25 protein-coding genes are annotated in these 25,542 nt (G+C 73.7%); 14 read left to right on the top strand and 11 right to left on the bottom strand.

Annotated elements, in window-relative coordinates:
* Window positions 1-78: 78 nt before the first annotated feature.
* Window positions 79-1,458: an aldehyde dehydrogenase family protein gene (locus C8N24_RS15630; protein WP_211339986.1), complete on the top strand. Its 1,380-nt coding sequence runs from the start codon at window positions 79-81 to the stop codon at window positions 1,456-1,458.
* Here C8N24_RS15630 and C8N24_RS15625 read toward each other — a convergent pair.
* Complete coding sequence (locus C8N24_RS15625) at window positions 1,439-3,667, bottom strand: aminotransferase class III-fold pyridoxal phosphate-dependent enzyme (RefSeq protein ID WP_170179127.1); 2,229 nt, start codon at window positions 3,665-3,667, stop codon at window positions 1,439-1,441. The two genes, C8N24_RS15630 and C8N24_RS15625, sit on opposite strands and share 20 nt — an antisense overlap.
* A gap of 69 nt (window positions 3,668-3,736) precedes the next feature.
* On the opposite strand from C8N24_RS15625, the gene C8N24_RS15620 reads away from it, so the two are divergent.
* From C8N24_RS15620 to C8N24_RS15610, 3 genes are all read left to right on the top strand, one after another.
* Entirely contained in the window at window positions 3,737-4,732 is a 996-nt protein-coding gene (locus C8N24_RS15620) for a glycosyltransferase (RefSeq protein ID WP_121253243.1), read from the top strand.
* Between the two features lie 88 nt (window positions 4,733-4,820).
* Window positions 4,821-5,615: a glycosyltransferase family 2 protein gene (locus C8N24_RS15615; protein WP_121251272.1), complete on the top strand. Its 795-nt coding sequence runs from the start codon at window positions 4,821-4,823 to the stop codon at window positions 5,613-5,615.
* Between the two features lie 75 nt (window positions 5,616-5,690).
* Window positions 5,691-6,419, top strand: a complete 729-nt coding sequence (locus C8N24_RS15610; RefSeq protein ID WP_121251270.1) for an SDR family NAD(P)-dependent oxidoreductase — start codon at window positions 5,691-5,693, stop codon at window positions 6,417-6,419.
* Here the strand turns inward: C8N24_RS15610 and C8N24_RS15605 are convergent.
* Together C8N24_RS15605 and C8N24_RS15600 are read right to left on the bottom strand one after the other, a co-directional pair.
* On the bottom strand, window positions 6,416-7,438 hold the full coding sequence (locus tag C8N24_RS15605; protein ID WP_121251268.1) for an aldo/keto reductase: 1,023 nt from the start codon (window positions 7,436-7,438) through the stop codon (window positions 6,416-6,418). The two genes, C8N24_RS15610 and C8N24_RS15605, sit on opposite strands and share 4 nt — an antisense overlap.
* Window positions 7,439-7,516: 78 nt before the next feature.
* Window positions 7,517-8,221, bottom strand: coding sequence for an SDR family oxidoreductase (locus tag C8N24_RS15600; RefSeq protein WP_121251266.1), 705 nt, complete (start codon window positions 8,219-8,221; stop codon window positions 7,517-7,519).
* A gap of 76 nt (window positions 8,222-8,297) precedes the next feature.
* On the opposite strand from C8N24_RS15600, the gene gcvA reads away from it, so the two are divergent.
* Window positions 8,298-9,194 (top strand): transcriptional regulator GcvA, encoded by an 897-nt coding sequence (gcvA, locus tag C8N24_RS15595; RefSeq protein ID WP_121251264.1) that lies wholly within the window; start codon window positions 8,298-8,300, stop codon window positions 9,192-9,194.
* Here gcvA and C8N24_RS15590 read toward each other — a convergent pair.
* The gene (locus tag C8N24_RS15590) at window positions 9,179-10,168 is read right to left on the bottom strand and encodes an EamA family transporter (protein ID WP_121251261.1); all 990 of its coding nucleotides are present in this window, start codon (window positions 10,166-10,168) and stop codon (window positions 9,179-9,181) included. The two genes, gcvA and C8N24_RS15590, sit on opposite strands and share 16 nt — an antisense overlap.
* 37 nt (window positions 10,169-10,205) lie before the next feature.
* Here C8N24_RS15590 and C8N24_RS15585 point away from each other — a divergent pair, with 37 nt between their 5' ends.
* Genes C8N24_RS15585 through C8N24_RS15575 form a run of 3 tightly spaced genes read left to right on the top strand, consistent with a single transcriptional unit; the run spans window position 10,206 to window position 12,850 of the window.
* Window positions 10,206-10,748, top strand: coding sequence for a CGNR zinc finger domain-containing protein (locus tag C8N24_RS15585; protein ID WP_121251259.1), 543 nt, complete (start codon window positions 10,206-10,208; stop codon window positions 10,746-10,748).
* 12 nt (window positions 10,749-10,760) lie between these two features.
* Complete coding sequence (locus tag C8N24_RS15580; RefSeq protein WP_121251257.1) at window positions 10,761-11,372, top strand: Type 1 glutamine amidotransferase-like domain-containing protein; 612 nt, start codon at window positions 10,761-10,763, stop codon at window positions 11,370-11,372.
* 20 nt (window positions 11,373-11,392) lie between these two features.
* Window positions 11,393-12,850 carry an HD-GYP domain-containing protein gene (locus C8N24_RS15575; RefSeq protein ID WP_121251255.1) on the top strand — a complete coding sequence of 486 codons (1,458 nt, stop codon included), beginning with the start codon at window positions 11,393-11,395 and terminating at the stop codon, window positions 12,848-12,850.
* Here C8N24_RS15575 and C8N24_RS15570 read toward each other — a convergent pair.
* Genes C8N24_RS15570 through C8N24_RS15560 form a run of 3 tightly spaced genes read right to left on the bottom strand, consistent with a single transcriptional unit; the run spans window position 12,847 to window position 15,130 of the window.
* Entirely contained in the window at window positions 12,847-13,500 is a 654-nt protein-coding gene (locus tag C8N24_RS15570) for a CE1759 family FMN reductase (protein WP_121251253.1), read from the bottom strand. The two genes, C8N24_RS15575 and C8N24_RS15570, sit on opposite strands and share 4 nt — an antisense overlap.
* Entirely contained in the window at window positions 13,497-13,940 is a 444-nt protein-coding gene (locus tag C8N24_RS15565) for a MarR family winged helix-turn-helix transcriptional regulator (protein ID WP_121251251.1), read from the bottom strand. The genes C8N24_RS15570 and C8N24_RS15565 overlap by 4 nt, the downstream gene beginning before the upstream one ends.
* Window positions 13,940-15,130, bottom strand: coding sequence for an LLM class flavin-dependent oxidoreductase (locus C8N24_RS15560; RefSeq protein WP_121251249.1), 1,191 nt, complete (start codon window positions 15,128-15,130; stop codon window positions 13,940-13,942). Before C8N24_RS15560 ends, C8N24_RS15565 begins: the two co-directional genes overlap by 1 nt.
* Window positions 15,131-15,245: 115 nt before the next feature.
* Between C8N24_RS15560 and C8N24_RS34660 the strand changes: the two genes are divergently transcribed.
* From C8N24_RS34660 to C8N24_RS15540, 4 genes are read left to right on the top strand one after another with little or no spacing between them, the layout of a single operon-like run.
* On the top strand, window positions 15,246-16,409 hold the full coding sequence (locus tag C8N24_RS34660; protein ID WP_211339984.1) for a sensor histidine kinase: 1,164 nt from the start codon (window positions 15,246-15,248) through the stop codon (window positions 16,407-16,409).
* Window positions 16,406-16,981, top strand: a complete 576-nt coding sequence (locus C8N24_RS15550; protein WP_121251247.1) for a response regulator — start codon at window positions 16,406-16,408, stop codon at window positions 16,979-16,981. Before C8N24_RS34660 ends, C8N24_RS15550 begins: the two co-directional genes overlap by 4 nt.
* Window positions 16,982-16,997: 16 nt before the next feature.
* On the top strand, window positions 16,998-17,816 hold the full coding sequence (locus C8N24_RS15545) for an SDR family oxidoreductase (RefSeq protein ID WP_121251245.1): 819 nt from the start codon (window positions 16,998-17,000) through the stop codon (window positions 17,814-17,816).
* A gap of 60 nt (window positions 17,817-17,876) precedes the next feature.
* Complete coding sequence (locus tag C8N24_RS15540; RefSeq protein ID WP_121251243.1) at window positions 17,877-18,302, top strand: DUF5666 domain-containing protein; 426 nt, start codon at window positions 17,877-17,879, stop codon at window positions 18,300-18,302.
* Between the two features lie 8 nt (window positions 18,303-18,310).
* On the opposite strand, the gene C8N24_RS15535 is transcribed toward C8N24_RS15540, so the two are convergent.
* Window positions 18,311-19,216 carry an NmrA family NAD(P)-binding protein gene (locus C8N24_RS15535; RefSeq protein WP_121251241.1) on the bottom strand — a complete coding sequence of 302 codons (906 nt, stop codon included), beginning with the start codon at window positions 19,214-19,216 and terminating at the stop codon, window positions 18,311-18,313.
* Window positions 19,217-19,309: 93 nt separating this feature from the next.
* On the opposite strand from C8N24_RS15535, the gene C8N24_RS15530 reads away from it, so the two are divergent.
* Complete coding sequence (locus C8N24_RS15530; RefSeq protein ID WP_121251239.1) at window positions 19,310-19,891, top strand: TetR/AcrR family transcriptional regulator; 582 nt, start codon at window positions 19,310-19,312, stop codon at window positions 19,889-19,891.
* Here the strand turns inward: C8N24_RS15530 and C8N24_RS15525 are convergent.
* Both C8N24_RS15525 and C8N24_RS15520 read right to left on the bottom strand, forming a co-directional pair.
* On the bottom strand, window positions 19,873-21,267 hold the full coding sequence (locus C8N24_RS15525; protein ID WP_121251237.1) for an NAD-dependent succinate-semialdehyde dehydrogenase: 1,395 nt from the start codon (window positions 21,265-21,267) through the stop codon (window positions 19,873-19,875). The genes C8N24_RS15530 and C8N24_RS15525 overlap by 19 nt on opposite strands.
* 55 nt (window positions 21,268-21,322) lie before the next feature.
* The gene (locus C8N24_RS15520; protein WP_121251235.1) at window positions 21,323-22,696 is read right to left on the bottom strand and encodes an NAD-dependent succinate-semialdehyde dehydrogenase; all 1,374 of its coding nucleotides are present in this window, start codon (window positions 22,694-22,696) and stop codon (window positions 21,323-21,325) included.
* A 52-nt stretch (window positions 22,697-22,748) separates the two neighbouring features.
* Between C8N24_RS15520 and C8N24_RS15515 the strand changes: the two genes are divergently transcribed.
* Window positions 22,749-23,891 carry an acyl-CoA dehydrogenase family protein gene (locus C8N24_RS15515; protein WP_170179126.1) on the top strand — a complete coding sequence of 381 codons (1,143 nt, stop codon included), beginning with the start codon at window positions 22,749-22,751 and terminating at the stop codon, window positions 23,889-23,891.
* On the opposite strand, the gene C8N24_RS15510 is transcribed toward C8N24_RS15515, so the two are convergent.
* Window positions 23,883-25,541, bottom strand: coding sequence for an FAD-binding dehydrogenase (locus tag C8N24_RS15510; RefSeq protein WP_121251231.1), 1,659 nt, complete (start codon window positions 25,539-25,541; stop codon window positions 23,883-23,885). The two genes, C8N24_RS15515 and C8N24_RS15510, sit on opposite strands and share 9 nt — an antisense overlap.
* Window position 25,542 lies beyond the last annotated feature (1 nt).

The following is a 25,542-nucleotide window of genomic DNA, read 5'->3' as shown; positions in this document are numbered from 1 at the left end:
GCCGGACGTGCCGTCGGCGGTGGCGGTCAGCCCGACGACAGCGGCCTGGGCGCGGCGGGCATGCCCGATACTCCGGGCATGGTCATCGAGGTCGAGAACCCGTCGCGGCGCGAGGTCATCGCGACCGTCCCGCGGCATGACGCCGACGACGTCGACCGCGCGGTGCGCGCCGCCGCGGCGGCCTTCCCGGCGTGGCGCGCGCGGCCCGCGCGTGACCGGGGGACGCTGCTGCTGCGGATCGCCGAGGACCTGTCGGCGATCGGCGAGGAGCTGGCGCGGACGATCGCGGCCGAGACCGGCAACGCGATCCGCACGCAGGCGCGCGGCGAGGCCGCGACCGCCGCGGACGTGTTCCGCTACTTCGGCGGCGTCGCGAGCGAGCAGAAGGGCGAGGTGCTGCCGATGGGTGACGCCCTGCTCAGCTACACGGTGCGCGAGCCGCTCGGCGTCGTCGCCGCGATCGTGCCCTGGAACGCGCCGGTCCTGCTCGCGTCGCTGAAGGTGGCGATGGCGCTGTGCACCGGCAACACGCTCGTGCTCAAGCCCGCGGAGGACGCGCCGCTCGGCGTGCTCCAGATGGCGGACGTGTGCTGGCGCCACCTGCCCGAGGGCGTCCTGAACGTCGTCACCGGCTACGGCGAGGAGACCGGCGGCGCGCTGCTCAACCACCCGGGGATCGCCAAGATCACCTTCACTGGCTCCACCGAGGTCGGCCGGATCGCGATGCGCGCCGCGGCCGAGCGGATCCTGCCGGTGTCCTTGGAGCTCGGCGGCAAGGCGCCCGCGATCGTGTACCCGGACTCCGACGACGACGCGACCGTCCAGCACGTGATCACCGCGATGCGCTTCGCCCGCCAGGGCCAGTCCTGCACGGCCGGCTCGCGCCTGTTCGTGCACGCGTCAATCTTCGAGGACTTCACCGCGCGGCTGGCGAGCGCGCTCGAGGCCCTGGTCGTCGGCGACGCCCTCGACGACGCCTCCGACATCGGCTCGCTGATCAACGGCACGCAGGACGCGCGCGTCTGCGCGTACGTGCAGGAAGCGCTCGACCAGGGCGCGACCGCGCTGACCGGCGGCCTGCCGGGCGCCCGTCCCGGCTACCAGGTCCCTCCGACCGTGCTCACCGGCGTCGACCAGTCCTGGCGCGTCGCCCGTGAGGAGGTCTTCGGCCCGGTGCTCGTCGCCCTGCCATGGACCGACGAGGACGAGGTCATCCGCTGGGCCAACGACACCCACTACGGTCTCGCCGCGTTCGTCTTCGCCAAGGACATCGACCGCGCCCTCCGCGCCGCTCACGCGATCGAGGCCGGTTGGGTCCAGGTCAACCGCAGCGGCGGCCAGCTCCCGGGCATGAGCTACGGCGGCAAGAAGCTGTCCGGCCTCGGCTCGGAGTACTCGATCGAGGGCGCGCTGGAGAGCTTCACGCAGCGCAAGAGCATCACCGTCGGGTTGAGCTGAGCGCGTCCCCGAGCGCGCCGGCGAGCTGCGGGACGTGGTGCTCGTCGAGCGCGAGCGGCGGGCGGATCTTGACGGTGTCCGAGTGGCGTCCCGTGGTGCCCACGAGCACGCCCAGCTCGCGCATCCGGTCGCGCACCGCGCGGGCGCGGTCGCCCTCGAGCTCGACGCCCACCGCCAGGCCGACGGCGCGCACGTCGAGGATGGCGGGGTCGTCGATCGCGAGCAGCGCGGCGCGGAGCCCGTGGCTCGTGCGCTGGACGCGGTCGAGCACGCGCTCGTCGTCGAGGACGTCGAGCACGGCGAGGGCCGCGGCGGCGCTGACGGGGTTGCCGCCGAACGTGCTGAAGAGCGTCGTGTGGCCGACGAGCTGGGCGACGATGTCGCTGCGGGTGATGACGGCGGCGACCGGGTGGCCGTTGCCCATCGGCTTGCCGAGCGTGACGAAGTCCGGGACGATCCCGAAGCGCTCGAAGCACCACAGATGCGTGCCGGTGCGGCCGTGGCCGGACTGGACCTCGTCGGCGATCCAGAGGCCGCCGGCGGCGCGGGTCCGCGCGGCGAGCGCCTGGACGTACGCGGGATCGAGGTCGAAGATGCCGTCGCTGGTGACGACGCCGTCGAGGATCGTCGCGGCGGGCGCGTGCCCACGGGCGCGCAGGCGCTCGATCGCGGCGTCGAGCGCGGACGGGTCGGCGGTCGGGTCCCACGTCTCGACGTGGTCGGGCCCGGGCGCGCCGAACCAGCCCTCGGGCGAGAGCGCGGCGATCGCCTCGGTGATGCCGTGGTAGGCGAAGTCGGTGCACAGCCCGCCGCGGTTGCCGGTCACGGCGGTCGCCATCCGCCAGGCGAGGTCGTTGGCCTCCGAGCCGGAGTTGACCAGCAGCACGGTGTCCAGCTCGGGCGGGCAGGTGGCGGTGAGACGCTCGGAGAGCTCGATCGCGCTCGGGTGCAGGTAGCGCGTGTGCGTGTTGATGCGGCGGCTCTGACGGGCGATCGCGGACGTGATCCGCGGGTGCGCGTGGCCGACGCACGGGACGTTGTTGTACGCGTCGAGGAACGTGCGCCCCGACGTGTCGGTGATCCATACGCCCTCGGAGCGCAGGACCTCGATCGGCTCGGCGTAGAACAGCGGGTCGACGGCGGGCCCGAAGGCGGCGGCGCGGCGCGCGGCGAGCGACGGGTCGGGCTCGCGCGCGCCCTCCGCTCCGAGTGCGCGCGCGACGGCGTCCCAGCCCAGCGACTCGAGCGTCGTGCACGTCCTGAGCGCGATCGCGTTGTAGCGCTCCGCCCACTCGGGGTCCTCGAGGCCCTGGGCGGCGCGCCAGGAGCTGATCGCGATCGTGATCGCCGCGCGGGCGGCCCAGGCGACGCCGAGCACCTCCAGCTCGACGTCCTCGAGCGGGACGCGGCGCTGGTAGCCGTCGAGCACGAGCCGCGCGGAGCGCAGCAGCTCGGGCCCCTCGCGGCCGCCGCACACGGAGTCCAGCACCGACGCGAGGTCGGTGACGAGCGCCGTGTGGCTCATGTCGCCGAAGTCGATGATCCCGGTGACGAAGCCGGCCTCGTCGGTGAGCGCGTTGTCGACCGTCAGGTCCGTGTGCGCGACCTGCGCGCGCAGCCGCGGCCAGCGCGGGACCGCGTGCGCCTCGAACGCGTCGAGCACCCGCGCCACGACCCCGCGCGCGTGCGGGTCGCGGATGTCGGCGAGCTGCGCGCGGGCGTGCAACGCGTGCTGGACGTCCCACGGCATTACGCGCGTGGCGCGCGGATGGGTGAACGCGCGCAGCGCCTGGCCGAGCCGTGCGGTGGTCTCGCCCCAGTTGCCCAGCGCGGCGTCCGACAGCTCGAGCGCGGAGATCCGGCTGCTCCCGGGCAGCACGTCGTAGAGCCGCACCCAGTGGTCCTGCCAGCGCGCCTTCAGGGCGTCGGAGCCGGCCGCGGGCTTCGGCAGCGCGACGCGCAGGCCCGGGTCGACCGCCGTGACGTGCAGCGCCGCCGCGGCCTCCATGTCGAGCACGTCCGGGTCTTCGGCGGAGTTGGACACCTTCAGGATCGCCACCGGCCCGTCGTCCTCGAGCAGGAACGTCCGGTCGCGCTCGCTCCCGAGGTCCCTGGCGGTGTCGGCGCGGACGCCGAACAGTGCGGCGCCGATCTCGACGGCGTCGGTCTCGGTCAGGCGCGGGGTCTGCCCGCTGAGCACGCGGTCCACGGCCGCGAGGCTAGACGAACGCGCCAAAGTGCGTTTCACGGCCGAGCGTCGTTGGGGAGCAGTCCGCGCGTGATCGGCTACTACGTCCACCACCAAGGCGACGGCCACGTCCTGCGCGCCCAGGCGATCGCGGCGCAGCTGGGTGAGCCGGTGACCGGGATCAGCTCGCGCCCGCGCCCGGACGGCTGGGCGGGCCCGTGGCTGCAGCTGGCACGCGACGACGACCCCGAGCCCGCCGACGGCGTGGACGCGACCGCCGGCGGCGCGCTGCACTGGGCGCCGACCGGGCATCCCGGCCTGCGCGAGCGGATGGCGCAGATCGCCGCCTGGGTCGCGACGTACGCGCCGCGCCTGGTCGTGGTCGACGTGTCGGTCGAGGTCACCGTGCTCGTGCGCTCGATGGGCGTGCCGACGATCGTCATGGGCATCCCGGGCGTGCGCGAGGACCGCGCGCACCAGCTCGGCTACCGGCTGGCCGACGCGATCGTCGCGCCCTGGCCCGAGTGGGCGCCGGTGCTCCGCGGCGGCGAGCCGTGGGCGGACAAGCTGCACGCGGTCGGCGCGATCTCGCGCTTCGACGGCCGCGAGCGCGCCGAGCACGAGGACGGGCCGCCGAACGTCGTCGTCCTGTCCGGCCGCGGCGGCACGGAGCTGTCGCTGACGATGCTGGCCGAGGCCGAGCGCGCGACGCCCGGCTGGAGCTGGACCGTCCTCGGTCCCCCGTCGGACCGCTGGGTCGACGACCCCTGGCCGCTGCTCTGCGGCGCCGACGTGGTCGTCACCCACGCCGGCCAGAACGCGCTCGCGGACGTCGCCGCCGCGGGCCGCCCGGCGATCGTGATCCCGCAACCTCGCCCGCACGACGAGCAGCACGCGACCGCGCGGGCGCTGGGCGAGGCCGGCCTGGCGGTCGTCCGCCCGACCTGGCCTGAGCCGGACGAGTGGGACGCGCTGCTGAGCCAGGCGCTCGACCGCGGCGGCGCCGGCTGGGCGCGCTGGCACACCGGCACGGGCGCCGAGCGAGCGGCCGCGGTGCTGCAGGAGCTGGCGTGGGCACCGCAGTGACGGCCCGTGGCGCAAGCGCGCGCGGAGCGGACGGGCGGCGCGCGGACCGGCGCCGCCGCGCGACCGCGGCGACGCGACGGGAGCGCGTGTGCGCACCGCGGTGATCACGCTCGTGGCCGGGCGCCACGACCACCTGCGGCGCCAGCGCGCGGCGCTCGACCCGGGCGTCCATCACGTGGTCGTCGCGATGGGCGAGGGCGAGGTCGAGCGGTGCCGCGCCGTGCTCGGCGACCGCAGCGACGTGATCGGCGTCGACGCCACGCCCGCGGGGCTGCCACTCGCCCGCGCGCGCAACGCCGGCGCCGAGCACGCGCTCGAGCACGGCGCCGAGCTGCTCGTCTTCCTCGACGTCGACTGCATCCCGAGCGCGACGCTGCTGCCGCGCTACCGCGACGCCGCCGCGACGACGGACGCCGCGCTGCTGTGCGGGCCGGTCGGCTACCTCCCGCCGGGCGCGGACGGCGACCTCCACGCGCTCGCACAGCCGCACCCGGCGCGGCCCGTGCCCGCCGAGGACGAGCTCGTGCCCGGCGGCGACCACGCGCTGTTCTGGACGCTCTCGTTCGCCGTCACGGCGGGGACGTGGCGGCGGATCGGCGGGTTCTGCGAGGCCTACGTGGGCTACGGCGGGGAGGACACCGACTTCGGCCAGCTCGCCGCACGGGCGGGGGTCGAGCTCGTCTGGGTCGGCGGCGCGTGGGCGTACCACCAGCACCACGAGACGCAGTCGCCGCCCGTGCAGCATCTCGCGGACATCGTCCGCAACGGCGGCCTCTTCCGCGACCGCTGGGGGTGGTGGCCGATGGGCGGCTGGCTGCAGGCGTTCGCCGAGCGCGGCCTGGTCCGGCACGACGCCGCGACCGATCGATGGGTGTTGGCCTGACCCCCAGAAGGAGGACGCGACCGCACCGGATGGCGTACGACAGGCGGCGCGGGCGCCGTTAGCTTCGCGTCCGCCATGAACCAGGACCTCACAGGACGTACCGCGCTCGTCACCGGCGCCACCTCCGGCATCGGCCGGGCGGTGGCGCTCCGGCTCGCGGCCGAGGGCGCGGAGGTGATCGCGGTCGGCCGGGACGCGGCGCGCGGCGCGGACACCGTCGCCGCGATCCACGCCGCCCACGGCCGCGCGCGCTTCATCAGCGCCGACATCAGCGACCCCGACAGCGTCCGCGCGCTGCATGCGGTGGCCGGCGAGGTCGACATCCTCGTCAACAACGCCGGCCTCGCCGTCTGGGGCCCGACCGCCGACCTCGCCGTCGACGTGTTCGACGCGCTGTTCGCCACGAACGTGCGCGGGCCGTTCTTCCTCGTCGCCGCCTTCGCGCCCGGGATGGCCGTGCGCGGCCACGGCAGCATCGTCAACCTCGGGTCGATGGCCGGCAGCGTAGGCCTCCCCGGATCAGCCGCCTACGGCGCGACCAAGGCCGCGCTGGAGTCGATGACCCGCGCCTGGGCGACCGAGTACAGCCCCTACGGCGTGCGCGTGAACAGCGTCGCACCCGGGCCGACCTACACGGGCGCCGCCTCGCGTGAGGTGATGGACACCTACGCGCCGACGCTGCCGCTCAACCGCGTCGCCGACCCCGACGAGATCGCCGAGGCCGTCGTGTTCCTCGCCTCGCCGCGCGCGAGCTACGCGACGGGCGGCACGTTCGCGGTCGACGGCGGGCGCACGGCGGCCTAGCGCCGGCGCTCCGCGGCCGTCGGCATCGTCCAGGCGCTGTCGGCCACGTTGAGCGTGACGCCCGGCGGGACGATCGCGTCGATCCGGTCCAGCAGGTCATCCGACAGCTCGACGCCGTCCGCCGCGAGGTAGGACTCGAGGTGCGCGAGCGTGCGCGGCCCGATGATCGCCGACGTCACCGCCGGGTGGCGCACGACGAACGCGATCGCCAGCTGGATCAGCGTGATCCCGGCCTCGTCGGCCAGCGCGCCGAGCGCGTCGGCGGCGTCGAGCTTGGCCGCGTTGGCGGCGGCGGTCGTGTCGTAGAGCGCGGCGAACCGCTGGCGCGCGGCCGCGGTCGGGCCCTCGATCTCGACGCCCTTGCGGTAGCGCCCGGACAGCCAGCCACCGGCGAGCGGGCTCCACGTCAGCACGCCCATCCCGTGCCGCAGCGTGGTCGGCAGGACGTCGTGCTCGATCCCGCGGTTGAGCAGCGAGTACGGCGGCTGCTCCGTGCGGAAGCGCTCGAGGCCGCGCCGCTCCGCGACCCACTGCGCCTCGACGATCTGCGACGCCGGCACCGTGGAGGCGCCGAACGCCCGGATCTTGCCCGCGTGCACCAGGTCCGACAGCACGCCGAGCGTCTCGTCCAGGTCGGTGGTCGGGTCCAGGCGGTGCACCTGGTACAGGTCGATCCAGTCGGTGCCGAGCCGCCGCAGCGACCGCTCGACCGACTCCGTGACCCACCGCCGCGACGTGCCGCGATGGTTCACGTTCTCGCCGAACGGCAGCCCGACCTTGGTGGCGAGCACGACGTCGTCGCGCCGTCCGCCGGCGAGCGCCTTGGCGACGATCTCCTCCGACTCGCCCGCCGAGTAGAAGTCGGCGGTGTCGATGAAGTTGATGCCGGCGTCCAGCGCCGTGTGGATGATCCGGATCGAGTCGTCGTGATCCGCGTTGCCGAACGCGCCGAACATCATCGCGCCGAGGCACAGCTGGCTCACATGGACGCCGGTGCGTCCGAGGGGGCGGTACTCCATGGGGAAGCTCCTGACGAAGAAGTGGAGAGGCTGTCCACAAGATTAGCGGACAGCCTCTCCGCTTCTCGTCTCGACCGGTCAGAGCGCGCGGACGACCCCGCCGTCGACGCGGAGGCTCTGCCCCGTGATGTACGACGACTCACCCGAGGCCAGGAAGGCGATCGCGGCCGCGACCTCCTCGCTGGTGCCATAGCGCTGCATCGGCACGCTCTGCGCTCGCTCCTCGGTCGCCGGGAGGCTGTCGATCCAGCCCGGCAGCACGTTGTTGATGCGCACGTTGTCGGCTGCGTACGCCCCGGCGAAGAGCTTCGTGTAGGCGGCGAGCCCGGCGCGGAACACCGCGGACGTCGGGAACATGTGGCTCGGCTCGATCACCCACGCGGTCGAGATGTTCACGATCGAGCCACCACGCTGGCGCTGCATGACCGGGGCGACGAGGCGCACCGAGCGGGCGACGTTGAGGAAGTAGGTCTCCATCCCCGCCTGCCACTGCTCGTCGGTGAGCTCGACGATCGGCGCGCGCGGCCCGTGGCCCGCGCTGTTGACCAGCACGTCCACGCGCCCCCAGCGCTCCAGCGTCCCGTCGACCAGGCGCCGCAGGTCCTCGTTCGACCGGTTCGAGCCGGTGACGCCGAATCCGCCCAGCTCACGCGCCAGGGCTTCGCCTTTGCCCGACGAGGACAGCACCGCCACCCGGAAGCCGTCACCGGCAAGGCGCCGCGCGGCGGCCGCCCCCATCCCGCTTCCACCCGCCACCACAATCGCTACTTTTTCTGCCGTCATGGCCTCCGACGATACGTTCGATACTCGGCGGTGACCAGTCATATTCCGGGCTGATCTGCTGTAGAAGAACTACTGGATGAAGACGAGCCAGCTGCCGTCGCTCAACGCGATCCGCGCCTTCGAGGCCGCCTCCCGCCACCTGAGCTTCCGGCTCGCCGCCGAAGAGCTCGGCGTGACCCAGGGCGCGGTCGCCCAGCACGTGCGCGGCCTGGAGGACCACCTCGGCGTGATGCTGTTCGACCGCCTCCCGCGCACGCTCGCCCTCACCGAGCCGGGACGGCGATACGCGGGCACGATCCGGCGCGCCTTCGAGCTGATCGTGGAAGCCACCGCGGCCGTGCAGCCCGAGCCGCTGCGACTGCAGATCAGCGTCACCCCGACGTTCGCCGCCAAGTGGCTGCTGCCACGGCTCGGTGACTTCACGGCCCGCCACCCCGATCTGGACCTCGGGATCGTCGCCACCGACCGGCGCGCCACCTTCCACAGCGACGACGTGGACCTCGCCGTGCGCTTCGGCCGTGCCCCCGAGGCCACCAACGTCGTCGCCGACCTGCTCTTCCACGAGGAGCTGATCGCGGTCTGCACCCCCGCCCTCCTCGCGGACGCGGAGCTCCCGCTCACCGCCGACGTGCTCAGGCAGCACACCCTGCTGCACGACTCCCACGGCCAGTGGCCGCGGTTCGTCGAGACCGTCCTCGGCGGGTCCGCCGCCGGCGCCACCAAGGGCGCGCGCTTCAACCAGACCGCGCTGGCCATCGACGCCGCCCTCAGCGGCCAGGGCATCGCGCTCACCAGCCGCCACTTCGTCGAGCGCGACCTCGCCGCCGGCCGCCTCGTCAACCCGTTCGCCGCGTCGCTCGACAGCGACGCCGCGTTCTACGTCGTCACCTCACGTCGCCCGCGCCATCCGGCGCAGACCGCCGCCGTCAAGGCCTGGCTGCTGTCCCACCGTCCGCCCTACGCCGACTCCTGAGCGAGCGGCTGAAGCTTCATGGACGGCGCCGCCGTGGGCCGTTCGGCCGGCGGGCGCTCGCCGAGCTTGACGACGACCACGCCGGCGATGATCAGCACGCCGCCGACGAGCTGCAGCGGGCCGGGAAGCTGGTCCAGCAGCAGCCAGGCGAACGTGACGCCGGCGACGACCTCGAGCAGCGCGACGAACGAGGACAGGCGCGAGCCGAGGCGGCGACTCGCGGCGATGCCCGTGCAGTAGGCGAAGCCCGCCGTGACGACGCCGAGGCCGAGCAGCGGCAGCCACCAGGCGACCTCGGTGCCGGAGTAGGCGGGGGAGTCGGTGTTGGCGTGCATGGGCAGCAGGCCGACGACGCCGAGGACGGCGAGCACGAGCGCGCCCGCCGCGAGCCCGACCCCGGCCAGGGCGACCGGGGGCAGGTCCGCGTGCGGCTTCGCCGCCAGCACGAAGTAGGTGGCGGCCCCGACCATCGCGAACAGCGCCCAGAAGACGCCGAGCGGCGCGAGGTCGGCGCCCGAGAGCAGGTCGAGGACGAGGACGAGGCCGACGGCGGCCAGCAGCGCGCCGGCGACCGTCAGGCGGCCGGGACGCTCGCCGTTGCGCAGCCACAGCCAGAGCACGACCGCCGCGGGGGCGGTGTACTCGATCAGCAGCGCCGGGCCGACGTCCATCCGCTGGACGGCCGAGAAGTAACCGAACTGCGCGCCGGCGACGGGGACCGCGCCGAACGCGAGCACGAACCGCCACTGCTTGCGCAGCGCACCCCAGCGACCGCGCAGCGCCCGGGCCGCCAGCGGCAGGACGACGAGCGCGCCGAGCGTGAGGCGCACGAGCACCACCGCGCCCGCCGACCAGCCGGCGTCGAGCAACCCCCGGGCGAACGAGCCGGAGAGCCCGAACGCCGTCGCCGAGGCGAGGGCGAACGCCAGCCCTACGCCGACATCGGCACGTGCGTCATTCGTCATCGCGGCCATGGGTGATGACAATACCCAGATCGCGTAAGATGTCAACGTGCTTTTTGCCTATGACACGGAATGCTCGCTGCGATCGGCGGTGGCCCTCGTCAACAGCGGCGAGGAGCCGGACACGCTGACCACGATGGAGCAGCTCGACGCGTGGTACGCGGAGCACGAGTTCACCGGCCGGCGTGACCACGACGCGGCCGAGCTGGATGCGCTGCGCGCGCTGCGACCCACGCTGCGCGAGCTGCTCACGGCCGAGCGCGACGACGCCGCGGAGCTCGTCAACGCGCTGCTCGCCGAGGCGCAGGCGGTGCCCCAGCTGCGCCGACACGACGGCTTGGACTGGCACATCCACGCCGTGCCGTCCGACGCGCCGCTCGCCCACCGCGTGGCGGTGGAGGCCGCGATGGCGATGATCGACGTGATCCGCTCGGACGAGCTCTCCCGGCTCACGGTGTGCGTCGACGACCGCTGCGAGTGCCTCGTGCTCGACCTCTCGCGCAACCGGTCCCGGCGCTACTGCAGCACCACGTGCGCGAACCGCAACGCGGTCGCCGCGTACCGCGCCCGCGGGCGCCAGAGCGCCGGCTAATCAGCCCCGCGCGTGCTGCTGCTGGCCTCACGCGGCATCCCGGACCTGCGCTCGCACCTGCGTGCCCGCGGTCCGCGCGCCGTGCTCGTGCCGACCGCGGCCAACCCGCTGGGTGACCCGGGCATCGCCGAGGAGGTCGAGCGCGAGCTCGTCGGCGCCGGGCTGCGCGTGGACCGGCTCGACCTCGAAGCGGTGGACGCGACCGCGGTCCGCGCGGCCGTCACCGGGGCCGACGTGGTCGCCGTGTCCGGCGGGGACCCGTTCCACCTGCTCGCCGCGGCCCGCCGGACCGGGTTCGGCGCCGCCACGGCGGAGGCACTCGCCGCGGGCGCCGTGTACGTCGGCTACAGCGCCGGGGCGATGGTGGCCGGCCCGACGCTCGCGCCACTGCGGCTGACGTCGCCGCTCACCCCGCCGCCGGACCTCGAGCTCGCGGGGCTCGGGCTGACCGAGGTGCTCGTGCTCCCGCACGACGACCGCCACGGCCGCGCCGCCAAGAACGCGCAAGCCGTCGCCGCGTACCCCGGCGTGCGGGCGATCCCGCTGCGCGACGGCGACTTCGTGGTCGTGGACGGGTCCGGCGTGGGCGTGCGGCGGCGCCAACCCACCTCAACCTCGAGGTAAGCGGGTCGATCACCCCGGTCATGTCTCTTCGTCGCACCTGGCCGAGCGTCGCGGCGCTCGCCGCCGCCGCCCTCGTCCCGGTCGTCGTCTACCTCGCCGGCGCGGGCGTGATGGTCCACGTGCCGATGCCGGTCCACCTCGTGGTGGTCACGGCCGCGGGCCTGTTGGCCGGCGCGGCCGCGGTCGCCATGTCGGTGGTCGGCGTGCGGCTCAACGACGGCCGGGCCGTGCTGCTCGGCTTCGCGTTCTCGGTGATGGCGCTGCTGCTCGTGCTGCACGCGCTCGCCACCCCTGGCGTGCTGGTCGGCGACAACGGCCTGGTGCAGGCGGCGGGTGCGTTGAACATCCCGATCGGCGGGCTGATCCTGTGCGCCTCGGCGCTGCCCGGCCTGCGGCGGCCGCTCAACGCGCGCCGGCTGCTGCGCCTGCAGACCGCGACGCTGACCGTGATGGCGCTGGTCGGCGTGACCGCGCTCGTCGTGCCCGGCATGATCCCGGCCGTCCCGCGCCCCGGCACGACCGTCGCCACCGCCGTCTTCCTCCTGAGCGCCCCGATGCTCGCGCTGCTCGCCCACCGGGCCGCGCGCACGTTCCTGCTCACCCGCCGCCGCGCGGACGCGCTCGTCGCGTTCGGCGTCGTGCTGCTCGCGGGCGGCGAGTTCGGCCTGCTGCGCTACGGGATGATGGACCTCGGCTGGTGGTCGGCGCACGCGCTCGAGGTCGCGGGCATCGGCCTCGTCGGCGTGCCCGCGGCCCTCGACCTGCGCCACGCGACCGCCTCCCGCCCGCTCGTGGGCGACCTGCGCGCCGAGCACGTCGTCGCCGACGAGGAGGCGTTCCTCGGCGGCCGCGTGCACGCCCTGCTCGCGCGCCTGGCCGACAAGGACGGCTCGACCGAGGGCCATACGCGCCGCGTCGCGACCCTCGCCGTGCAGATCGGCGAGCAGCTCGGCCTGCCCGCGCACCGCCTGCGCCTGCTGGCGCTCGGCGGCCTCCTGCACGACATGGGCAAGCTGACGATCCCGGACGAGATCCTCAACAAGCCCGGCAAGCTGACCGACGCCGAGTTCGATGTCATCAAGGGCCACCCGGCGGCCGGCCGCGAGCTGCTGACCGAGCTCGGCAGCTTCCCGCCGCTCGTGCTCGACCTCGTCGAGAGCCACCACGAGCGCCTCGACGGCCGCGGCTACCCCAACCACGCACCCGCCGCGCAGCTCGAGGTCGAGGTCCGCATCCTCACCGTCGCCGACGTCTACGACGCGCTCACCGCCGACCGCGTGTACCGCGAGGCGTGGCCGATGGAGCGCGCGCTGTCGATCCTCGACGAGGACACCGGCACCGCGTTCGACGGCGAATGCGTGAAGGCGCTCAAGGCCGTCGTCGCGCCCGAGCAGGACGCGGTCAGCTGGCGCGCCTCGCTCGCCGCCGCCGCCGCCGAGGCGGCCACGCCGCGCCCGCGCGCGCCGCGGACGGTCTAACGACCGCCGGTTGCCAGGCGCATCAGCGGGGAGTCGAAGTCGACGTCCGCCTCGGTGCGCTCGGCGCGGGCGGCGTTGCCGCCGAACGTGTGCTGGTAGCCCGCCCACGCGCCGTCGGCGACCTCCTGCTCGACCCCCGCGCGGACCAGCGCCGCCAGCTCGGTCGCGGCGCGGTCGATGCGCTTGCCGAGGTCGGTCGAGCCCCAGTCCTCCGGGGCGGCGTAGACCGAGGTCGGCAGCGTGAAGGCGCGCATGAACGCGAACAGCGGCCGTAGCTGGTCGTCGATCACCAGCGCGTGCCGCGGCGAGCCGCCGGTGGCGGCGAGCAGCACGGGCTTGGCCACCAGCAGGTCGTTGTCGAGCACGTCGACGAACGTCTTCAGCAGCCCGCTGATGCCGGCCTTGTAGACCGGCGTGGCGACGATCACGGCGTCGGCGGCGGCGAGCGTGTCGATCGCCTCCTGCAGCGCCTCACCCGGGAAGCCGGCGACGGCCGCGCGCGCGGTGTCGATCGCGAGCGGGCCGAGCTCGATCACGTTCACGGTCGCGTCCTCGAGCCGATCCAGCGCCTTCTGGGCGATCCGGTCGGTGAGCTGGCGCGTCGAGGACGGGTTGCCGGTGCCGGCGCTGATGACTACGAGCCGTTTCATGTTCGGGTGCTTTCGGTGAGGGTTTCGCAGAGCGCCCGCAGCTGCTGGAGCTGCTCGACGCTGAAGGTGGAGGTCATGAGCTGCGCCACGTGGCGGCCGTGGCGCAGGCCGACGCGGCGCTGCGCGTCCACGCCGGCCGCGGTGAGGCGGATGCGGGACGCGCGGCCGTCGGCGGGATCGGCGACGCGCTCGACGAGGCCGCGGTCCTCGAGCCGGGCGACGAGCCGCGACACGCCGCCCTGCGTGAGCAGCATGTCGCCCATCAGCTCGCTGATCCGCAGCCCGTCGGGTGCCTTGGAGAGCGCGTAGAGCACGTCGTACTCGCTCGGGCTGACGCCGTCCCACACGTCGGCGGCGGTGAGCTCGCGCACCACCGTCGACTGCGCGCGGAACAGCGCCTCCCAGGCCTCGTTGGCGAGGCGAGTACGACTCGGGGACATCAGCCGACGAGTGGCAGGTTCGCCACCAGCTCCGGGTCGGTGTCCTGGTAGGGCGAGGTGCCGGTCACGTTGTCGCCGCGGTTGGCGTTCGGGCGCGGCTGGCGCGGCTCGGCGTCGCCGTACTTCTCGCGCACGCGGCTCGCGTGGGTCGGCGCGTCCGGGACGTCCGGCGCGCGGCGCGACTCCATCTCGCGCCGCAGCACCGGGACGACCTCGGTCCCGAGCAGCTCCACCTGCTCGAGCACCTCCTCCAGGGGCAGGCCGGCGTGGTCGACGACCCACAGCTGGCGCTGGTAGTCGCCGAAGCCGGCCTGGAAGGTCATGGTCTTCTCGATCACCTCCTGCGGGCTGCCGACGCTCAGCGGCGTGCCGTGCATGAAGTCCTCGAGCCGGTACGACGTGCCGTACAGCGGCGAGCCCTCGAAGTACGGGCGGAAGCGGCGCACAGCGTCCTGCGAGTTGCGCGCGATGAACGCCTGCCCGCCGAGGCCGACGATCGCCTGCTCGGGCGTGCCGTGGCCGTAGTGCGCGTAGCGGCGACGGTAGAGCTCGACGAGCGGCCGGAAGTGGAAGTTCGGGGCGAGGATGTTGTTGGCGAAGTAGCCGTTGCCGTAGTACGCGGCCTGCTCGGCGATCTCGGGCGTGCGGATCGCGCCGTGCCAGACGAACGGTGGCACGTCGTCCAGCGGGCGCGGGACCGACGTGAAGCCCTGCAGCGCGGTGCGGAAGCTGCCCTCCCAGTCCACGACGTCCTCGCGCCACAGCCGGTGGAGCAGGTTGTAGTTCTCCAGCGCGAGCTCGAGGCCCTTGTGGATGTCCTGGCCGAACCAGGGATAGACGGGCACGGTGTTGCCGCGGCCGAGCATCAGGTCCATCCGGCCCTTGGCGAGGTGCTGGAGCATCGCGTACTCCTCAGCGATCCGCACCGGGTCGTTGGTGGTGATCAGCGTGATCGCCGTGCTGAGCACGATGTCCTGCGTCTGCGCGGCGATGTTCGCCAGCAGCGTGGTCGGCGAGGACGAGAAGAACGGCGGGTTGTGGTGCTCGCCGATGGCGAACACGTCCAGCCCGACTTCATCCGCGCGCTTGGCGATCTGCACCGCTGAATCGATGCGCTCGGCCTCGCTCGGCGTGTAGCCGGTGACCGGGTTCTTGGAGATATCGCTGACCGAGAAGATTCCGAACTGCATGGTGTCCGCCTTTGGTTGCTACAGCAACTATAGCGCAATTTACATGACGAATCATGCATCTCGTCACTCCGGGCGCGACATCGGTCACGGTTGAAGGATCGAGGCCAGCAGGGACATGACGGCGCTGCGCGATCTCTATCCCGCGCGCCTCGCACGGCCGTCCGCCGCCGACGACGACGGCGCCTGGCTGCTCCTGTTCGCCGCCGGCCGGCTCGCCGCGACGCTGATCGGGTTCGCGCTGGTGGCCTGGGCGGGCTTCCGCGAGCTGGACTCGATCCTGCTGCTCTACGGGCCGCTGAGCACACTCGTGTTCCTCACACGCCCCGCCATACGCCGCTCGCCCGCGGCCTGGGCGGTCGACTTCACCGCGACGCTCGCGTTCGTGATCGTCTCCGAGGACTGGCGCAGCCCGTTCTACCTGCTGTGGCTGGCGAGCCTGGCCCTCCCCGCCACGCGGCTGACGCTGCGGCAGGCGGTCTGGGTCGGCGCCGCCGCGGCGGTCACCTACTTCGCCGTCGCGCTGATCGGCGGCCCGGTGCCGGGGCGGCTGCAGCTCGTGTCGAACGAGACGCTCGCGATCCACGTGTCGCTGCCGTTCATGCTCGTCGTCGCGCTCGCCTACGCCGCCGAGGCGCTGCGCCGGCTGTCCGCGGAGCGCTCCGCGCGCGAGCGGCTCGCGATCGAGGCCGAGCGCAAGCGGATCGCCTTCGAGTTGCACGACTCCGCCAAGCAGCGCCTGCACGCCGCGCACCTGCTCGTCACCTCGCTCCAGGGCCGGGTGCCGGAGGCCAACGAGCGCGTCATCGCGCGCGCCGCGGTCGAGCTCGAGTCGGCGGCGTCCGACATGGACACGAGCCTGGCCGAGCTGCGCTCGCCGCTCGAGGGCCGCCGGCTCGACCAGGCGCTGCGTGCCCGCGCGGAGGAGGTGTCCAGCGACCACGGCCCGCGGATCGTGGTCGACGGCGAGGCGCCGGAGCTGCCGCCGCTGATCGGCGCGCACGCGTACCGGATCACGACCGAGGCGCTGACGAACGCCCTCCGCCACGCCGACGCCACGACGATCGCGATCGCGCTCGAGCGCGCGGACGGCGACCTGCGGGTGACCGTCCGCGACGACGGCCGCGGCCTGCCCGAGCAGGCCCGCCCCGGCGCGACGGGGCTGATCGCCATGGAGAACCGCGCCGCGACGATCGGCGCGCGCCTGACCTTCGCCACCTCGGACGCCGGGACCGTGATCGAGCTCGACGTCCCCCTCGACCACAACGGAGGCACCCCATGATCCGCGTCGTCGTCGTCGATGACCACCCCGCCCTGCGCGCGGGGCTGCAGACCGTCCTGGAAAGCGAGCCCGGCATCGTCTACGCCGGCGAGAGCGGCGGTGACGAGGAGAGCCTGTGGCCGCTGCTGAACCGCGTCGACCCGGACGTGGTGCTGCTCGACTACCACCTCCCGCGCGGGGACGGCCTGCAGCTCTGCTACCGGATCAAGCAGCGCATCCCCGCCCCACGCGTGATCATCTTCTCGGCCCACGCGAGCCCCGAGCTGATGCTCCCGGCACGGCTCGCCAGTGCCGACGGCCTGATGCACAAGGGGATCGGCGCCCGCGAGATGTTCGAGACCATCCGGCGGGTCGCGAAGGGCGAGCAGCTGATCGGCGAGCCGTCGGTGGCGGTCCTGCGCGAGACGCTCGCGCGCGTCCCGGACGAGGACCGCTCGATCATCGGGATGCTCCTCGACGGCACGACCGAGGCCGACGTCGCCCGCACGCTGCGTCAGGACGTCAAGGACGTGCGCCACGCCGTGCAGCGCGTGCTCAGCACGCTGCGCCAGGGCGTTCCGCTCGCGGGGTGAGCGCTACGGTCGAGCCATGCCCTTGATCGCCGTGACCGGTGCCAGCGGCGCGGTCGGCACCCGGCTCGTGGCCCGGCTGGCCGCCGCGGGCGCCGACCAGCGCCTCGTCGTCCGCGACCGGGCGCGCGCGCCCGAAGTCGCCGGCGCGGAGGTCCGCGAGGCCTCCGGCTACGGCGCGGGCGAAGCGGTGCGCGCGGCGCTCGAGGGCGCCGACGTGCTGTTCCTGATGCCGGCCGCGGAAGCGCCGGACCGCGTGGCGCAGCACCGGACCGCGGTGGACGCCGCGGTGGCGGCCGGCGTGCGCCGGATCGTCTACCTGTCGTTCTTCGGCGCCGCGCCCGACGCGACGTTCACGCTCGCCCGCGACCACTGGCACACCGAGCAGCACATCCGCGCGACCGGCTTGCCGTGGACGTTCCTGCGGATGAACCTGTACATGGACTTCGTGCCGAGCATGGTCGGCGAGGACGGCGTGATCCGCGGCCCGGCGGGGACGGGGCGCGTGGCGGCGGTCCTGCGCGACGACGTCGCCGCCGCGGCCGCCGCGGTGCTCACCGCCGACGGCCACGACGGCCAGACCCACGACCTCACCGGGCCGAGCGCGTTCAGCCTGGACGAGGCCGCCGAGCAGCTGGGCGTCCGCTTCCACGACGAGACCGACGAGGAGGCGTTCGCGTCGCGCGCGGGCTTCGGCGCGCCCGAGTTCGAGGTGCGCGGCTGGGTCAGCTCCTACTGGGCGATCCGCGACGGCAGCCTCGACGGCCCCACCGACGCCGTGCGCCGGCTGACCGGCCGCGAGCCCGTCTCGCTCGCCGAGCACCTGCGGAGGGTGTGAGTCCGGGGGCGACGAAGGTCCCATGGAATCCCGGACCGCCCCGGGCGCAGAGTGTCGACCATGAAGAAGCTGTTGCGCACCGCGCTCATCGCCGTCGCCGCGCTCACGATCGCCGCGCCGGCCGCCTCCGCCCAGACCCGCGAGTACGAGGGCACGATCGTGTCCGTCGACCGCGACGCCCGCACGTTCCGCATCAAGGACTCCGAGCGCGGGACGGTCACCGTCCGCGTGACCTCCCGCACGCGCTTCGAGCGCATCTCCGGGTTCTCCGACCTGCGCGCCGGCCAGAAGCACATCGAGACGACCGTCCGCCGCTCGAACGGCCGCTGGGTCGCGACCGAGGTCGAGCGCTCCGGTGGCGGCGGCAGCCACGGCAACCGCTCCGACGACGACTCGAGCGACGACCGTGGGCGCGGTCGCGACGACGACAGCCGCCACAGCGGCGACGACGACGGCACCGCCGACCAGGGCCGCGGCGACCGCTGACGCCCGGCTCAGGCCGCTCGTAGGTGCTCGCGCGCCCAGTCCTCGAACCGCGTGAGCGGGATGCCCAGCTCGCGCGCGAACCCGGGACGCGCGGGCTGCCCCGCGTTGAGGAAGTCGTGGCCGGCGCCCATCACGGGCATGCCGGCCGCGAGCGCCTCCTCGGTCGTCATGTCCGGCGCGGTGAGCGGCGCGCCGAGCGCATCTGACAGCACGGCGGCGACCTCGGTCATCGAGCGATAGTCGCTCGCGAGCTCCAGCTCGACCCGGTCGAACCGCTCGGGAGCGGCCACCACCGCGGCCACGGCCACGCCGACGTCGTGCGCGGCCACGAGCGACATCATCGTCGTCGGCTTGAGCAGGCTCACGAGCCCGCCCTCGACGCCGCGAGGGAACAGGAACGCCATCGACGGCGTGAAGTTCTCCATGAAGAAGCTCGGCTTCAGCAGCGTCCAGAACGGGAACCCGCTCGCGCGCAGCCGCTCCTCGATCGCCTGCTTGGCGCCCATCGCCGGTCCGATGCCCGGCCAGCGATCCTCCGCCCACTCGGGATGCTCGGTGTGCTGCCCGACGCCCGAAGCCGACGTCTGGATGAACTGCGGGACGCCGACCGCCGCCGCGGCCTCCATGAGGTTGACGGCCTGCCGCACCTCGCCCTCGTAGTCGAACGTCTCCCCGGTGAAGCGCGGCATCTGCACCGAGAACAGCGCTCGCGCACCGTCGGCGGCCCGGACGAGCGAGTCGCGGTCATCGAAGTCGCCGACCACGAGCTCCGCGCCGAGCGCCTCGACCGCCCTGGCACGGGCCGGGTCGCGGACGAGCGCGCGGACGGGCACGTCGGCCGCGACCAACGCGCGGACGGCGGCGCCGCCCTGACGGCCGGTGGCGCCGGTAACGAGTACGGGATCGCTGGGCATGGGAGCTCCTTGTCGAATAAACGGCGGGGCCCGCCGCTTCGGTCGACGGTACTATATGGCGGACCCCGCCACTTAGCTCCCGCTCTCGCCCAGATGTCCCCGCGACAGCGCGCCGACGCGCGCCGCAACTACGCCCGCATCCTCGCCGTCGCCGAGGAGGAGGTCGCCGTGCACGGCGCCGCCGCCTCGCTCGAGCAGATCGCGCGCGTGGCCGGGGTCGGCTCCGCGACGGTGCGCCGGCACTTCCCGACGCGCCGGGCGCTGCTGGACGCGGTCGCCAAGGAGCGGATCGAGGCGCTGTGCGCCCGCGCCGAGGTGCTCGCGGGCGAGCACGACAGCCGGACCGCGCTGCTGGACTGGCTCGGCGAGGTGATCGCCTCCTCGACGCGCTCCCGTGGCCTGGCCGCCGCGCTGGCCTACGAGGGCGCGCCGCCGGAGGACGTCTACGAGAACTCGTGCGCGACGGCGCTGGAAGCCGCGGGCACCCCGCTGCTGCGCCGCGCCGCCGAGGACGGCGCGGTCGCAGGCGACGTGACGTTCACGGACCTGGTGGCGTTGATGGTGGGCATCGTCCTCGCCACGGAGCAGCACGCCGACCCCGCCGCCGCGGCGGAGCGGCTCTTCCGGCTGACCGTGACGGGGCTCAGCCCACGCGATCAGTCAGCGATCTTGTAGGTGCGGATGTTGGTGAACTCGCGCGCGCCGACCGCCGCGAGCTCGCGCCCGTAGCCCGAGCGCTTGATCCCGCCGAACGGCAGCCGCGGGTCCGACGCGACGAGCGTGTTCACCGACACCGCGCCCGACTCGATCCGCCGCGCGACCGCGTGCGCGCGCTCGGTGTCCGTGCTCCAGACGGTCGCGCCGAGCCCGTAGCGCGTGTCGTTGGCCAGCTCGATCGCCTCCTCCTCGTCGGCGAACGGCGTGATCGCGACGACCGGGCCGAACGTCTCGTCGGTGAACGCGGTCATGCCGGGCTTGACGCCGCTGAGCACGGTCGGCGGGAAGAAGAAGCCGGGACGGTCCAGGCGGCGGCCGCCGGTCTTGAGCTGCGCGCCCTCCTCGACGGTCGCGGCGACCTGACGCTCGAGCGTCTCGAGGATGTCCAGGCGGGCGAGCGGGCCGAGCTGCGTGCCCTCCTCGCGCCCGTCACCGATCCGCACCGCCTCGAGCGCGTCCACGAGCCGGCGCTCGAACTCGTCGACGACCGTCGCGTCGATCAGGAAGCGCTTGGGCGCGATGCACGTCTGGCCGGCGCACATCAGCCGCCCCTTGACCGCGTGTTGGACCGCGACGTCGAGGTCGGCGTCGGCCAGCACCACGAACGGGTCCGAGCCGCCGAGCTCGAGCACGCTCTTCTTGAGCGCGCGCCCCGCTTCGGCGGCGACGAACGCCCCCGCCCGCTCGGACCCCGTCAGCGTCACGGCGGCCACGCGCGGGTCCGCGATCAGGTCGGCGGACACCTGCGGGACGTTCGGCGGCGCGACGATCAGGCTCGTGAACACGCCCTCGGGCGCGCCCGCCGCGGTGAACACGTCCGCGAGCGCGAGCGCCGTCCCGGACACGTTCGGCGCGTGCTTGAGCAGCGCGGTGTTGCCCGCCAGGAGCGCGGGGCCGGCGAAGCGGGTCACCTGCCAGAGCGGGAAGTTCCACGGCATCACGGCGTAGATCACGCCGATCGGCTCGTAGGTGACGATCGACCGGCCGGGCGCGGCGTCGATCGTCTCGTCGGCGAGGGTCGCCGGGCCCGCCTCGGCGAAGTGCTCGCACGCGGACGCGCACTTCTCCACCTCGAAGCGCGACTCGGACAGCGGCTTGCCCATCTCGGTCGTGATCAGCTGCGCGAGGTCGTCGGCGCGCTCGCGCAGCACCCGCGCGACCCCGCTCAGCAGCGCGGCGCGCTCGGCCACCGGCCACCGGCGCCAGTCGCGGAAGGCCGCATCCGCGGCCGCCAGCGCGGCCTCGATCTGCGCCGGCCCGTGCTCGGGATAGGAGCCGCGCTCCTCCCCGGTGGCGGGATCGACGACGGTGACGGTGGACGTCTCGACGGTCATGGGCTCCTCCAGCAACGGCAAACGTTTGCCAGAGGAGCCTACCGACCGTGCGTGATCAGCCGACGCGGATCATCTTCTTGTTGACGAACTCGTCCGCGCCGAAGCGGCCGAGCTCGCGTCCGAAGCCGGACGCCTTCACGCCGCCGAACGGCAGCTCGACGCCCTCGGCGCCGACCGCGTTGATGAAGACCATGCCGGCCTCGATCTGGTCGGCGACGCGCAGCGCCTGGTCGTTGTCGGTGGTGAACACGTACGAGCCGAGGCCGTACGGCGTGTCGTTGGCCAGCGCGATCGCCTCGGCCTCCGAGCCGACCTTGTAGACCTGGGCGACGGGGCCGAAGAACTCCTCGGTGTAGGCCGGGTTGTCCTTCGTGATCCCGGTGAGGATGGCGGTCTTGAAGAAGTTGCCCTCGCGGCCGCCGCCGGCGAGCAGCTCGGCGCCATTGTCGAGCGCCTCCTTGACCTGCGCCTCGAGCCGGTCCGCCGCCGCGGTCGAGGACAGCGGGCCGACCGTCGTGTCCGTGGACGTCGGGTCACCGGGCTGCACGCCGGTCAGCGCGGTCTTGAACTTCTCGACGAAGTCGTCGTAGAGGTCGTCGAGCACGATGAAGCGCTTGGCGGCGTTGCAGGCCTGGCCGCTGTTCTCCAGCCGCCCGCCGACCGCCTGCTCGACGACGGCGTCGAGGTCGTCGGCCTTGAGCACGATGAACGGGTCCGAGCCGCCGAGCTCGAGCACGACCTTCTTGAGGTTGCGGCCGGCGATCTCCGCCACCGCGGCGCCCGCGCGGCCGGAGCCGGTGAGCGAGACGCCCTGCACGCGCCGGTCGCCGATGACCCACTCGATCTGCTCGTTGGTGGCGTAGATGTTGATGTAGGCGTCCTTGGGCACGCCCGCCGCGTGGAAGATCTCCTCCATCACAGCCGCCGACTCCGGGCACTGGGGCGCGTGCTTGAGCAGGATCGTGTTGCCGGTCACCAGGTTCGGGCCGGCGAAGCGGGCCACCTGGTAGTAGGGGTAGTTCCACGGCATGATCCCGAGCAGCAGGCCGACCGACGAACGGCGGATGAAGGCGGAGCCCTCGCCCTCCAGCAGCTCGATCGGCTCGTCGGCCATCAGCTTCGCGCCGTTGTCGGCGTAGTACTGGTAGATCGCCGCGCTGAACTCGACCTCGCCGCGGGCCTGCTCGATCGGCTTGCCCATCTCGCGCACGATGATCTCGGCCAGCTCGTCCTGGCGCTCGGTGTGCAGCTCGGCGACGCGGGCGATGATCTTGGCGCGCTCCTCGACGCTCGTGCCGCGACCCCAGCCCTCGTGCGCGTCATGGGCCCGCCCGATCGCGGCCTTGAGGGCGTCGTCGCTGATCGTCTCGTACGTCTTGACCGTCTCGCCCGTGGCGGGGTTGACGACCGCGTAGGTGGTGGCGCTCATGGTCTCCTCGGGTTGTGCTTTTCAGCAATCCTCTTTACCCATCATGCCTGAGATGTCCGAGAACCAGGCCATGGCCGACGCGGTGCGCCGGCTCGTGGACGAGACCGTCCTGCCGAACGTCGAGCGGTGGGATCGGGAGGACGTCCTGCCGCGGGAGATCCTCGACCAGCTGGGGGCGCTCGGCGTCCCCGGCGCGCTCGTCCCGGCGCGCTACGGCGGGCGTGAGCTGCCCGTGCGCGCGATGGTCGACGTCTGGCGCACGCTGGCCCAGGGCTGGATCTCGCTGACCGGCGCGGTCAACACCACCGCGCTGGCCACACGGCTGCTCGTGCGCTACGGCACCGAGGCGCAGCGCGAGCGCTGGCTACCGGGGATCGCGACGGGCGACGTCTGGTCGTCGTTCTCGATCACCGAGCCGCAGGCGGGCAGCGATCTGCGCCGGCTGGAGATGTCGGTCGCGCGCGCCGACGGCGGGCTCGTGCTGACCGGTCGCAAACGCTGGATCGCGGGGGGCTTCTCGTTCCCGCTCGCGTGCGTGCTGGCGACGCTCGAAGGCCAGTCGCGGCCGTCGTGCGTGCTGCTGCCGGCCGAGGGACGCGGCAGCGCGACGTGGACGACCGGGCCGCTGGACAAGCTCGGCTACCGCGGCGTGGAGTCGGCGACGTGGGCGTTCGACGGCCACTTCGCGCCCGGCGCGGAGATCCTCGGCGGTGAGGCCGGCGAAGGCCAGGGCGCGCGCCAGATGCTCGACGTGCTCGCGGTCGGCCGTGTGAACGTCGCCTGCCGGGCGCTGGGCGTGATCGACCGCGCGATCGAGTGCGCGCTGGTCGAGGCGACCGAGCGGCCGATCGGGCCGGGGCTGCTCGGCGACCACAGCCACACGCAGCTGCGGATCGGCGAGCTGCGCAGTCGCCAGCTCGTGATCGAGGCCGCGATCCGCGCCGCCGCGGACGCCGTCGACGCGGGCGCGGCGGACGCGGCCGAGCGCGCCACCGCCGCCAAGACGATGGCGTCCGAGAGCGCGGTGTGGGCGGTCGAGCAGGCCGCCCGCCTCGCGGCCAGCCGCTCCTACACGGGCGACGCCGAGCTCACGCGCCTGCGCCGCGACGCGCCGCAGACCCAGATCGGCGAGGGCGCCAACGACGCGCTGCTGATCGCCGCCGGCAAGGCCGTGATCAAGCGCCGCTCACCGTAGCTCCGCCGCGATCGCCCGGCCCGCGGTGCGGCCGCTGAACAGGCAGCCGCCGAGGAACGTGCCCTCGAGCGAGCGGTAGCCGTGCATGCCACCGCCGCCGAACCCGGCCGCCTCACCCGCCGCGTACAGGCCGGCCAGCGGCTCGCCGTCCGCGCCGAGCACGCGCGCGCTCAGGTCCGTGTGCAGCCCGCCGAGCGTCTTGCGCGTGAGGATGTGCAGCTTGACGGCGATCAGCGGGCCGGCCGCGGGGTCGAGCAGCTTGTGCGGCGCCGCGACGCGCGTGATGCGGTCGGCGAGGTAGCGGCGCGCGCCGTGGATGGCGGTGATCTGCGAGTCCTTGGTGAACGGGTTGTCGAGCTCGCGGTCACGCGCGACGACCTCCCGCTCGACCTGGTCGAAGGCGAGCAGCGGCGTGTCCGTGAGCCGGTTCATGCCGTCGACCAGCGCGCGCAGGTTCGCCTCCACGACGAAGTCGGCGCCGCGGCGCTTGAACGCCTCGACCGGGCCGGGCGCACCTGAGGCGACGCGCGTCTTGAGCAGCTCGCGCACCGACTTGCCCGTGATGTCGGGGTTCTGCTCGGAGCCCGAGAGCGCGAACTCCTTCTCGATGATCTTCTGCGTCAGCACGAACCACGTGTGCTCGTGGCCGGTGCCCATGATGTGCGCGAGCGTGCCGAGCGTGTCGAAGCCCGGGAAGAGCGGGACCGGCAGCCGCCGGCCCGTGGCGTCGAGCCACAGCGAGGACGGCCCGGGCAGGATCCGGATGCCGTGCATGGGCCAGATCGGGTCCCAGTTCTGGATGCCCTCGGTGTAGTGCCACATCCGGTCCGGGTTGATGACCGCGCCGCCGGCCTGCTGCGCGAGCTCGATCCCGCGGCCGTCCACGTGCGCGGGCACGCCGCTGATCATGCGCTTCGGCGGTGCGCCCAGCCGCTCGGGCCAGTTGCGGCGCACGAGGTCATGGTCGCCGCCGATGCCGCCGCTGGCGATCACCACGGCGGCGGCGCGCAGCTCGAAGTCGCCGGCCGCGTCGCGGTTCGAGGACGCGCCGCGCACGCACGCGTCCGGCGCGAGGACGGTGCCGCGCACGCCGTCGACGGCGCGGCCCGAGCGCGTCAGGGCGTCGACGCGATGGCGGAAGCGCAGCTCCACGCGGCCGGCGGCCACGGCGGCCCGGACGCGCCGCACGAACGGCTCGATCACGCCCGGCCCGGTCCCCCACGTGACGTGGAAGCGCGGGACCGAGTTGCCGTGCCCGATCGCGCCGTAGCCGCCGCGCTCGGCCCAGCCCACGTTCGGGATGAACTTCACGCCCTGCCCGGCGAGCCAGGCGCGCTTCTCTCCGGCGGCGAAGGCGACGTAGGCCTCGGCCCACTTGCGCGGCCATTCATCCTCCGGGCGGTCGAAGCCGGCCGTGCCGAGCCAGTCCTGCCAGGCGAGGTCGTACGAGTCCTTGATGCGCAGCCGCCGCTGCTCGGGGCTGTCGACGAGGAACAGGCCACCGAACGACCAGAACGCCTGGCCGCCGAGGGCTCCTTCCGGCTCCTGGTCGAGCAGCAGCACCCGCCGGCCCGCGTCGGCCAGCTCGGCGGTGGCGACGAGACCGGCCAGCCCGCCTCCGACGACGATGACGTCCGCGTGATCGCTCATC

This window comes from Solirubrobacter pauli, assembly GCF_003633755.1.
GTDB lineage: Bacteria > Actinomycetota > Thermoleophilia > Solirubrobacterales > Solirubrobacteraceae > Solirubrobacter > Solirubrobacter pauli.
This window is presented reverse-complemented; position numbering and strand designations above follow the sequence as displayed.